This is a genomic window from uncultured Caballeronia sp. (genome assembly GCF_964243625.1).
GTDB lineage: Bacteria > Pseudomonadota > Gammaproteobacteria > Burkholderiales > Burkholderiaceae > Caballeronia.
In genome coordinates this window covers 1-11,859 of record NZ_CAXTGZ010000153.1, presented here as the reverse complement: position 1 = coordinate 11,859, position 11,859 = coordinate 1, and the positions used below count along the sequence as shown (strand labels likewise).

The 11,859-nt window shown below is 61.1% G+C and carries 7 protein-coding genes; 4 read left to right on the top strand and 3 right to left on the bottom strand.

The genetic code is table 11. The features are described from left to right. Positions 1–1,265 (bottom strand): molecular chaperone HtpG (gene htpG / locus ACFFAR_RS12915; RefSeq protein ID WP_375507965.1); only part of this gene is annotated, 1,265 nt, incomplete at its 3' end. A 153-nt stretch (positions 1,266–1,418) separates the two neighbouring features. Further along, positions 1,419–2,861 (bottom strand): PLP-dependent aminotransferase family protein, encoded by a 1,443-nt coding sequence (locus ACFFAR_RS12910; protein ID WP_062000769.1) that lies wholly within the window; start codon positions 2,859–2,861, stop codon positions 1,419–1,421. Between the two features lie 264 nt (positions 2,862–3,125). Between ACFFAR_RS12910 and ACFFAR_RS12905 the strand changes: the two genes are divergently transcribed. From ACFFAR_RS12905 to ACFFAR_RS12890, 4 genes are all read left to right on the top strand, one after another. Then, positions 3,126–4,016, top strand: a complete 891-nt coding sequence (locus ACFFAR_RS12905) for a VOC family protein (RefSeq protein ID WP_174364442.1) — start codon at positions 3,126–3,128, stop codon at positions 4,014–4,016. 86 nt (positions 4,017–4,102) lie between these two features. After that, positions 4,103–5,299 (top strand): PLP-dependent aminotransferase family protein, encoded by a 1,197-nt coding sequence (locus ACFFAR_RS12900; protein WP_375507964.1) that lies wholly within the window; start codon positions 4,103–4,105, stop codon positions 5,297–5,299. A 30-nt stretch (positions 5,300–5,329) separates the two neighbouring features. After that, complete coding sequence (locus ACFFAR_RS12895; RefSeq protein ID WP_075359561.1) at positions 5,330–5,794, top strand: RidA family protein; 465 nt, start codon at positions 5,330–5,332, stop codon at positions 5,792–5,794. 516 nt (positions 5,795–6,310) lie between these two features. Then, positions 6,311–8,710: an EAL domain-containing protein gene (locus tag ACFFAR_RS12890; protein WP_174364378.1), complete on the top strand. Its 2,400-nt coding sequence runs from the start codon at positions 6,311–6,313 to the stop codon at positions 8,708–8,710. A gap of 16 nt (positions 8,711–8,726) precedes the next feature. On the opposite strand, the gene ACFFAR_RS12885 is transcribed toward ACFFAR_RS12890, so the two are convergent. Beyond that, positions 8,727–11,859, bottom strand: a 3,133-nt coding sequence (locus tag ACFFAR_RS12885; RefSeq protein ID WP_375507963.1) for an autotransporter domain-containing protein, incomplete at its 5' end; no start/stop codon positions are given.

Here is an 11,859-nt window from a genome sequence, read left to right as displayed (position 1 = left end):
TCCGACGAATCCGTATGCGTCGATGCAAAGCGCACCAGCTTGGCAATGCGTTCGCGATTGCCGTAATCCTCGCCGATACCTTCCTTGAACACCTGTCCGAACTCTTTCCAGAACGTGGCGTACCTGGCTTTCCCGGCGTCATCGGTGGCGTCAGCGGACGACGATGCCACTTCTTCCAGCATCGATAAAACGCGCTTCGTCACGCCTTCGCGAATGGCTTTTACGTCGCGGCTTTCCTGCAGGATTTCACGCGATACGTTCAGCGGCAGATCCGCCGAATCGACTACGCCCTTCACGAATCGCAAGTACGCCGGCACGAGTTGTTCCGCGTCGTCCATGATGAACACGCGCTTCACATACAGCTTCAGGCCGCCTTTATGATCGCGATTCCACATATCGAACGGCGCGTGCTTCGGCACGTACAGCAACTGCGTGTATTCGCTGCGGCCTTCCACGCGGTTGTGGGTCCACGCGAGCGGCTCGTCATGATCGTGCGAGATGTGCTGATAGAACAGCTTGTATTGCTCGTCGGTGACGTCGCTCTTCGCGCGGGTCCACAGCGCGCTCGCCTGGTTCACCGTCTCGTCTTCGTCCTGCGTAACCATTTCGGACTTCTCGGCATCCCATTCTTCCTTCTTCATCAGGATGGGCAGCGCGACGTGATCCGAATATTTCTGGATGACCGACTTCAGCTTGTGCGTGGAGAGGAATTCGTCCTCTTCCGGACGCAAATGCAGCGTGATGCTCGAGCCGCGTTGCGCACGCTCGATCTGTTCAACCACGAAATCGCCCTCGCCCGCGCTTTCCCAACGCACGCCTTCGCTGGCCGGCAACCCGGCGCGACGCGTTTCGACCGTGATCTTGTCCGCGACAATGAAACCCGAATAAAAGCCGACACCAAACTGGCCGATAAGCGCGGCGTCCTTCTGCTGATCGCCGGAGAGCTTCGAGAAAAACTCCTTCGTGCCCGAACGCGCGATCGTGCCGAGGTTCGCGATCGCTTCGTCGCGGCTCATGCCGATGCCGTTATCGTCGATGGTGATGGTCCGCGCCGCCTTGTCGTACGAGATGCGGATGCGCAGATCCGGATCGTTCTCATACAAGGCGCCGTTTTCGATGCCCTCGAAACGCAGCTTGTCCGCCGCGTCCGATGCGTTCGAAATCAGCTCGCGCAGGAAAATCTCCTTGTTGCTGTAAAGCGAATGGATCATCAGATGCAGAAGCTGCTTCACTTCTGCCTGAAAGCTCATGGTTTCTTGTGCCATGGTCGGTTCCTCGTTTGTCTAGTGTTGACGGGTTTTAGCGGCAGCGCGATGCAGCAAAACTGAGCAAAAGCATCGCGCGAATCCTGCGACACATGAGGTCGGCTGCGGGAATTTCAAGGAGTTTTTCGAAAGCGCGCTAAGGAGCGCGCCGCCCTAACCCATGCGGTCCGCATACTCGGTGAGCACCGCGGGCAATCCCGGATCGCCGCAATTTGCAATGTTAAAGCGCATCCAGGTGCTCGGCAGTTGATGCGGCGAAAAGAGGCTTCCCGGCGTCAGAAGGAAACCGGCCTCGTGCCCGAAGGCCGCAAGCGCTTCCGAATCCACGCCGGTATCGGCCCATAAAAACATGCCCGCCGCCGGGACGAGATACGGCTTGTAGCCCACTTTTTCGAACATGCGTACGGTCTTCTCGCGCACGCCGTCGAGTTTCACGCGCAGGCGTTCGACGTGGCGGCGGTAGTGGCCATCGGTGAGCACCTTGTACAGCACGCGCTCATTGAGTTCGGGACTCGTCATGCCAACGAGCATCTTCTGGTCGGCAATCGCATTCGCCACCTCCGGCGCGCACGCGATGTACCCCACCCGCAAGTTCGGCGCGAGCGTCTTCGAAAAGCTGTTGAGGAAGATCACGCGCTTGAGCTGATCGAGGCTTGCGAGACGCGTGGCCGCGAAGTTGGTTGGGCAGAGGTCGCCGTAAATATCGTCTTCCACGACGATGAAATCATAGGTCTGCGCGAGCTGGAGAATCCGGAAAGCCTGCGCGGCCGTAAGCGATGTTCCCGTGGGATTCTGCAGAACCGAATTGATCACGAGCATCTTCGGGCGCCACGTCTGCACGAGGTTTTCGAGGGCGTCGAGATCGGGGCCGTCGGGCGTGTAAGGCATGCCGACGAGCCGCGCGCCCTGCGCCACGAAGCGGCCGAACATCTGGAACCACGCGGGGTCGCCCACGATCACCGTGTCGCCCGGTTTGACGAACACGCGCGCAATCAGGTCGATGGCTTGCGTCACGCCCGACACCATCACGATTTGCTGCGTCGATGCCCCGATTTCCAGTTCTTCCAGCCGCGTCTGCAATTGCTGGCGCAGCGGCAAAAACCCTTGCGGCGTGCCGAAACCGAGCATCTGGCCGCCGCTTTGCCGGCTTATCGAACGCAGCGCGCCGGTCAGCAATTCGCCATTCAGCCAGCTCGACGGCAGATAACCGATGCCCGGCCCCTTCGCCGGACTCGACGTATGCAGCATGTTGCGCAGCAGCCAGACCACGTCGATGGTGCTCGGGACCGGCTGCGGCTCACTGGCCGATTGGGGATGGACGTGGGCGTCGTTCGATCCGCTGCGGTCGCGCACGAAAAACCCGGAGCCGCGCCGTGAATCGAGATAACCGTGCGCGACCAGCCGCTCGTACGCCTCGACCACGGTAAAGCGCGACACGCCTTTGTCGACGGCGAGTTTGCGGATCGACGGCATGCGCATGCCCGGGCGAAACACTCTTTCATCGATACGACGCCGCCCCCACTGGACCAGCTGGTCGACAAGCGTGAGCTGTGGCGCGCCGTGCGGCGCCGGAATCTGGTCGAGCGGGACGGACATGCCGGGCTCCATCGAGTGATTGCGTGCGGTGACTGTACTGAGAGGTATCGGCTTGATTGTACCGTTACTGTTACGGTCCCACCCGCTACATTTTGAGATCGCGCCGATGCTAATCTGGCCACTTTTGTAGGCACGCAGCGAGTATCGAATACTCGGCCCAATGGCTGACGCAGTCGCGCATGCGGGCGAAACAGGTATGCTGGCGAGCTTGGCCGTGATTTTCCATGCAACTCATTCACGTCGTATTTACGTAGTCCGTGCTCCATGACCGCTCCGCCGCTGCAACTCGATCATCTTGTCATCGCCGCCCGAACGCTTGAAGAAGGCGCGAGTTTTGTCGCCGCGAAACTGGGCGTGCAGACGAGCGAGGGTGGCGCCCATCCGCTGATGCGCACGCACAACCGCCTGTTGAATCTCTGGGGCGGCGCTTATCTGGAAGTCATCGCTATCGATCCGGCTGCGGCCAATACGGATTCATCGCGTCCGCTTCTGCGTCCGCGTCTCTTCGCACTCGACGACCCCGCGTTTCTCAAGCGGCTCGAAACAGGGCCGCAACTCGTGCACTGGGTTGCACGCGTCGAGCGTCCGAAGGTGCTGACGCGCTGGCAGGCGCAATACCCGGAGCGCATTGCGTCGGTCGTCGCCATGTCGCGCGGCGCGAATAGCTGGAACCTGACTGTTCCCCACGACGGCTCGTTCCCGGCCTGGCAAGGTTCCGGCGATGGAGTCCTGCCCTCGCTGATTCAGTGGGACACCACGCGGCATCCGAGTGCGTCGCTGCCGGAAACGGGCATTGCGCTGAAATCGCTGACGGGGTTTCATCCGCGCGCGCATGTGCTCCTGGAGCAGATGGCGTGGCTCGGCGCATCGCACTTGATGAACGTCGAAGTGACCGAAGGCGCGCCGGTCCTGGTCGCGCAATTCGAGTTGCCGGACGGCTCCATCGTCACGATGGGGGAAACGTCCGAAACAATCGAAGCCGCAGCGCAGGCAGCGCGGCAAGCCGAACTTGCCGCGGCAAAACCTGCCCGCAAGCGCGCGAAAAGCAGGAAGCCAGAAGACGTAACCGAAACAGCCGATATTGCCGAAACTGCCGCCGATTCGTCGCCCGACGAAGCCGTGCAGCAAGACGACGGACAGCAGGACGAGCGCTAAATACCTGAAAGCGGCGCGATAATAAGCGTGCGCCGCACCCATTGCACCCACACCCGTACCGCCCACCAAGACCGACCGAGGACCCCATGAATCAAGCCGACCTTCAAGCCCAGCCGTGGCAACTTTCCGAACGCGCGAGAAAGCTCACCAGTTCGGCGATTCGTGAAATCCTGAAGGTCACCGAGCGGCCCGAGGTCATTTCGTTCGCGGGCGGACTGCCGTCGCCGGCGACTTTTCCGGTCGATGAAATGCGCGTGGCGTGCGATCGCATCCTGCGCGACAGCCCCGCCGCCGCGCTGCAATACAGCGCGACCGAGGGCTATCTGCCCTTGCGCGAATGGGTTGCGCAACGGTATTCGGTGAACGGCGCGTCGGTGCGTGCGTCGCAAGTGCTGATCACCACCGGCTCGCAGCAGGCGCTCGATCTGCTCGGCAAGGTGCTGATCGATCCGGCGAGCCGCGTGCTGGTCGAAACACCGACTTATCTCGGCGCGCTGCAATCGTTTTCAATGTACGAACCAAATTACGTTCAGGTCCCAACCGATGAACACGGACTGATCCCCGAAGCGCTGACTAGCACGCTGACAGCAGGCGCGCGTCTCTTGTATGCGCAGCCCAATTTCCAGAACCCGACAGGCCGTCGTCTTTCGCTCGAACGCCGCACGGCGCTCGCCGCGTTCGCGCAACGTGCCGGGTTCCCTGTGATCGAGGACGATCCGTATGGCGCGCTCGACTATGCCGGCGCGCCGCTGCCGACCATGCTCTCCATGGCGCCGGATCACATCGTGCATCTTGGGTCGTTTTCGAAGGTGTTGTCGCCGGGCATGCGCGTGGGTTACATCATCGCGCCCGAGGAACTGCACTTCAAACTCGTGCAGGCCAAGCAGGCGACTGACCTGCATACGCCGAGCCTCACGCAGCGCATCGTGCATGAGGTCGTGAAGGACGGGTTTCTCGAAACGCATATCCCGAAGATCCGCGCGCTGTATCGCGATCAATGCGCGGCCATGCTGGCATCGCTTGAAAAACACATGCCGGCGGGCGTGGAATGGAACCGGCCGGAAGGCGGGATGTTCGTGTGGGTGAAGCTGCCCCTGCACATCGATACAATGAAACTGCTCGAGCAGTCCATTGCACAGCACGTGGCGTTCGTTCCAGGCGGACCATTCTTCGCGAACGAAGCCGAGCACAACACGCTGCGCCTGTCGTTCGTGACGGTGCCCCCGGCCGTGATCGACGAAGGCATTGCAAAGCTCGGCGCGCTGATCCGCGCGCAGGTCTGAATTTCATCATTCATTTCAAAGGGATTTCGCATGGCCCAACTCAACGTGTATGACAAGCTGAAAGAACTCGGTATTGAATTGCCGACCGCCGGCGCCCCCGCCGCGGCCTACGTGATGAGCGCGCAAAGTGGCAACACGGTGTACCTCTCCGGCCATATCGCGAAGAAAGACGGCAAGGTGTGGGCGGGCAAGCTGGGCGCCACGCTCACGACCGCCGAAGGTCAGGCCGCGGCGCGTTCAATTGCCATTGATCTGATTGCGACGCTGCACGCGCATGTGGGCGACCTGAACAAGGTCACGCGAATCGTGAAGGTGATGAGCCTCGTGAACTCCACTTTCGAATTCACCGAACAGCACCTGGTGACGAATGGCGCATCCGAATTGATCGCCGATGTTTTCGGCGAGCGCGGCAAGCACGCCCGCTCCGCTTTCGGCGTGGCGCAAATTCCGCTCGGCGCGTGTGTCGAGATTGAATTGATCGCCGAAGTCGCCTGAACTGTCGAGAATTAAACCTTAAAGGCGTTTTCGTACGCCAGTTTATTGCACTTGATTGTTTCCCCGGTGCCGCCCGGCATCGGGATCTAAAATCCAGATGTTCTTTATATCGATAAACTGCATCTGCGAAACGGCGTTTCAGACCGCGGAGCCGCGCCAGCCATGCGTTTCAGGCCCTCCGCGTATACCTCGATGCCTCATTGCGCCCATGAGCTTCCTTAAACGGGTCGCCTTCAGTAATATCTAATCCGGTCGTCATTGGTAATATCTGACCTGCCGGCGTCGGGGCTTGTCGTTGATGGGTCGTGAGTTTTAAGTATTCGTGTCCAATAAATCAACTGTAAGAAATGCAAGACGTGCTAAAGGCAATTTTGCGCAAACTCGCGAACGATTCCGAAAAACGCATCCAGTTTGAATGATTTACGAACCGGATCGAGTCAGCATCGCACCGCCGGACCTGTGATCCGGACCACCCGCCCGCCACCACGTCACCGGGTCCTTGAACTGACCGAACCCATGAATCGATCACGGCCCAAAGCGCCACGGGATATGAAACACGCGGACTTCCCGCGCAGGAGTCGCGCATTGTTCGCGATTCCCGCGCTGGGGGCGCTCGTGCTCGTGCTGCTCTGGACGGTCATTTTCGCGCGTCTGTCGGTGGAGCGCGAGGCGGCGACGCACGCGTCCATGGCATCGGCTGCCATTCTTTCTTCCGCGCTCGAACAGCACACGATCAAGGCGATCCACCAGGTCGACCAGATTACGCGTTTCGTCAAATACGAGTTCGAGAAAACACCCGGCCAGTTCAACCTGGCGAGCACGGTGGAAAAAGGCGTGGTGCAAAGCGACACGCTGGTGCAAGTGTCTCTCATCAACGAACACGGCATCCTCACCGCGACCACCGCTGAATCGAATCCCAAGCCTCTCGATCTCTCGGATCGCGAGCATTTCCGGGTTCACGCGTTATCGAACGATGACTTGCTGTTTATCAGCAAGCCGGTGCTTGGCCGGGTCTCGCGACAATGGACGCTGCAGATCACACGGCGCCTGAATCATCCAGATGGGTCGTTCGCGGGCGTGGTGGTCGTTTCAGAGAACCCCAGCTACTTCACGAGCGATTTCTACAACGTTGCGTCCATCGGCCGCGAAGGCGTCGTCGCCGTGATCTCGGATAACGGCTCCGTGCTGGCACGCAGTACCGGCGCGGGTTCGGTCACATCGAAGGCCAACGGCCGCATGATGCAGATGGGCGAGCCGGGCAGCGACACGGCGAGCGTCTTCACGGCAAGCGGCGTGTATCCGACGTCCGAGCACGCGTCGGGCATCTACGTCGATCCCATTGATAACGTCACGCGCATTGTTTCGTACCGGCATATCGATGGCTATCCGCTCGGCGTGCTGGTCGGGCTGTCGCAGGCTGAGGAGTTCGTCGATTTCAATCACACGCGCCGCGTCTATCTGCTGATGGCGACGTTCATCTCGCTCGCCATGCTCGGTTTTTTCGCAGTGGCGACAGGTCTTATCGGCAAGTTGCTCGGACGCGAGCGCGAGATGACGCATCTGGTCGAATACGATTTGCTGACCGGATTGCGTAACCGCTATTCCACGCTGCAGACGCTCAGGCACGACGTGGTCAAACCCGAGAACGTGGGTCGTCTGGCGCTGCTGTTTATCGACCTCGACAACTTCAAGACCGTGAACGATACGCTCGGTCACAACGCCGGCGACATCGTCCTGCAGATGACCGCATCGCGGCTCGCGGAAACCGTCGGCGACCATGGCACGCTGTCGCGCATTGGCGGCGATGAATTCGTGGTCGTCGTCAAGGGCGCCGATGTCGAGCGGCAGGCGGTCGAGATGGCCGAAGCGGTCTCGCATATGTTCGCCACGCCCTTCGACGTCCGCGGCAGCGCCTTCGTGCTGCATGCGAGCGTCGGCATTGCGTTGTATTCGGTAGCGAGCGAAAGCGAAATCGACTTGCTGAAGAAGGCCGATCTCGCCATGTACAGCGCGAAGGACGCGGGCAAGAACTGCTATCAGTTTTACTCGCCGCAGTTGTCGCATCGCGCCGACCATCTGATGAAGTGGGAACAGCAACTGCGCGTCGCGCTCGCGCAGAACCAGTTGTTCCTCGCGTACCAGCCGAAGATCGACCTCACTCGCCGATGCATCACCGGTTTCGAAGCGCTCGCCCGATGGAACCATCCGCAGCACGGCCTGATTCCCGCAAACGAATTCATCCCGGTCGCGGAAAGCACGGGCTTGATCGTGCCTATCGGGGACTTCGTGATTCATACCGCGTGCCGGCAACTGGCCATCTGGCAGGCACAAGGGTATGACGGCCTGTCGCTCGCGGTGAATATCTCGGCGGTGCAATTCTGGCGCGGCGATCTGCTTGAGACGGTCGCGGCGGCCATACGGGACAGCGGTATTGCGCCGGGCAAACTCGAACTCGAGATCACCGAAACCGTGATGATGGAGTTTCCGGATATCGTCGCGGAAAAGATCGCGGCGTTGAAGCGGCTCGGCGTGCGGATCGCGCTGGATGATTTCGGCACGGGATATTCGTCGCTGTCGTACCTCAACCGTTTTGCTGTCGATACTCTCAAGGTCGACCGGTCGTTTATCCAGGCCATTCCGCACGACCGCAGCGTCTGCGTGATGGTTTCAGCAATTGTGAATCTGGCGCGCTCGCTCGGACTGACCGTGGTTGTGGAAGGCACCGAGACCGAAGAGCAGATCACCTGGCTGTCGCGACTCGGGCCGATTGAAGCGCAGGGTTTTCTCTTCTCTCGGGCGGTGCCCGCTGAAGGCGTGCAGTCCTTGCTCGACCGGTTCGGAGTGTGCGGTTTGGGCCTCGTATCCGATGTCGTCGCGCTTCCGTTTGGCGAAGCGCCATCGAATGCGGTGGAATGAGCCGGGTTCTGGCGCTTCACCAGCGGTAGTCGAATTCCGCGCTTCCTGCATGCGCATGTCCACCGCCGCCGAACTCACCGTTGTAGCGCAAACCGGCGTGCACTTGCCGGCCTAAAGCAATGCGCACGCCGGCTCCGGCTTGCATCGCGTCTCGTGCCGGGCCGCTGCCGTGCACGGTGAAAGCGCTGTTCTCCGCGCCTTCGAAACTCGCGCTCACCGCTTGAGTCAGGGCGCCGTATTGATGAACCCACGCTAGGTCGCCGTTCAAACTCCATGCACGGCCGAAGAACTCGAACTGATTGCGCCAGCGCGCGCCCAATGAAGTTCGTATCGAGTTTGCAGCGTTCGCCGATACAGCAAGGTTCACCGAATCGGCGCCGCTTTCGCTGAAGGCCGGCGTCTCCTCGTGCTGCATTTCAAGCGATACGAACGGCGACAGCACACCGATTTTTCCCATCGATACATCCACGCCATTGCTGAGCGTGGCGAAGTACTGGTTGCCATCGACGCTGCCGAGCGCGGTGCGCGGGGTATCGGTGAAAAAGATCGAACGCTTCATGTCGTCGCTGTTGCGCGCATAACCCAACGATGCCTGCAGCCAGTACGCGCCCGGCATGTAAGTGCCGTAGAGCGCGGCTTGATACGTATCGAACTGGCCGTGAACGGGCAACGTGCTGGTCGATGTATTGCCGTGCATGGCGGCGAGCGCCGCGCCAAGGGTGACCTTCGGCATGATCCGGTAATCGATGCCCGATATCACGCCGCCGGCACTCGTTTGCTGGCCGAGCCAGGTATCGTAGCCACCGAGCTTGCCGGTGCTGCCGAGAACGCTGATCCATGAACACGCTCGCCCGTTGTTGACCAACGACGGCAAGGCTTCGTCCGCAGCGCATTCGCCGGAGAAACGTGCGGCGTTCAGCCTGTTACCGATAGCGTCCATGCCGAGCCGCGCTGCTTCGAAGTGCGCATTCGAAAACGCGGCGTACGCTTCCGCGCTCAACTGGTCAAGCGCCGCATACGCCGATGAACCTTCAAGGCTCAGCAGATCGCCCGCAATCGACAGGAAATCGCGCGTTGGAGACCCGCCCGCCGCAATGCCCGCAACGCCATGATCGAGCGCCGCTTCGACGGCGATCTGGTTCGGCGTTCCGCCCGCAAACTGGAAGCCGCGCTGCACGTGGATGTATGCGTTGTGGGAATCGTAGGAAAGAGATGCCGAGACGAACGGATTGAGCGTCTCCATGCCGCTGAACACGCCCGTCAGACCGGCTGTCGTGCTCAGGATCGTGTAGGTGTCGGTCGGCGCGAAGGACGCTGAGCGCAGACGAACGCGTACGATACCGCCTTGCAACTCTGCCGTTCCATCGACGGCGATCAGGTCGTTTCCTTGCGGCGTAATTTCGGCTTCGTAACCGCTTCCGGGCGTCTGCGTGTATGAGCCAGTGACCGAAAGCGTGCCTGTCGACAGGGGCTGAAGCCCCGGAATTGCGGCGGTGGCCGGCATGCCCGGTGCGATGACGCCTTGCATCGAAAGCGCGCCTTTTAGCGTTCCCGTGCCGTTGAGCGTCGCATCGGGCGCGACGGTGATTGCAGGACTCGCCAAAATGCCGGTCAATGTCAGCTCGCCGTTGCGGATCGTGCTGACCGATGTTATCGAAACCGGACCTGACACGGTCCAGCCCGCGTCCTGGATCGTCAGTGTCGAGAAGCCCGACGTCCGGCTGGACAAGGTACCCGCGCCATTCAACGTCAACGCATTCGATGAACCAGGGCCGCCATCGAGATCGCCGTTTATGTCACTGCCGCTGCTTAACAGCAAGCGGTTGTTCGATCCCGTAAAACGCACCGCCGCGGCCTGCCCGCTGATCGCTCCCACGTTGACGATCGACACGTTCGAGCCGGCGAGAACGGCGACGCCCGTCGCGCTGCTGATCGATGCGCCCTGCTCGTTCGTCAGGCTTGCAACGCCGCCGGGGGCATCGACGGAAACGCCCGTTCCGTTCACACCCTGCGCCGCGATGGACCCGGCGTTCTCGATGAAAACGTGAGTCCCGGTCGACGCCGAAACACCGTTGCTGCCTTTGATCGAGGCGCCTCGGTAGTTCGCAAGGCTCGCGGAACCCGTCGATGCGTCAATCACGACGCCGGTTCCACCGACCTCACTGCCCGCAATCGATCCCGCGTTGATGATCGAAACGCTCGCGCCCGCCTGAACCGACGCCTTGACCGCGTCACCGGCTGTGCTCGTGATCGATCCACCCTGCTCATTCGTCAGGCTCGCAGCGCCCGTGGGTAAGACGATCGCCACCCCAATCCCCTGCGCCGCATGCGACGCAATGGAACCCGAGTTCTGCACGCTCGTGGCGTCGCCTGTCGCGAGCACGGCGGCTTCTCCGTTGGCGCTGCTCGAAATCGAACCGCGATTGACCACCCGGCTGTTTTCATTCACCGATACCGCGTTCCCCGAGCTTGCCTGAACCGATCCGCCAGGCAACACATCGATGGCGACGCCGGTCACGCCGGGCTGCGCAATGAGACTTCCGTTCAACTGCCCTGCCACGGAAACGGTCCCACCGCCAATGAGCCACATCTGCGTAACGCCATTCGCGCCGGTCAAGGTCCACGTGCCTGAATCGTCCTTGCGCAAGACTTCAAAGCCGCGATACTGCGCCGATGCACCCAGGCCGGAAATATCGAAGCTGCCATCGCTCGTGCCGCCGAGAATCAGCGTATTCGTTCCCGCGCCGCCATCGGCTACACCGACCAATATCGCCGTACCCGTCAAGCGCAGCGTATCGTCGTCCGGCCCGAAGAGAATCGCCGTCCCGCCTTTGCCGTTGATGCTGCCGCTGTTCGAAACGAAGCTCCCGGTGCCGGTTGCGCCGGCGCTCAGATCGATGGCCGTGCCGTTTAGCGAAACGATCGAGCCGTCGTTGAGAACCGTCGTGGCGGAATTGGCGAGAATGGCGGGACCTTGCCCAACGATGCTTCCCGTAGCGGAATTTGTCACGGTGCCGCCGCTTGGCAAGTGAACGCCCGCGTGCGTGGCCGACAGGTCCTCCGAGCCGCTGATCGTGCCGGCATTGGTGACGGTGCTGGTCGATCGGTTTGCGAAGACTGCATCGAACTGACCGATGATCGACGCGCCG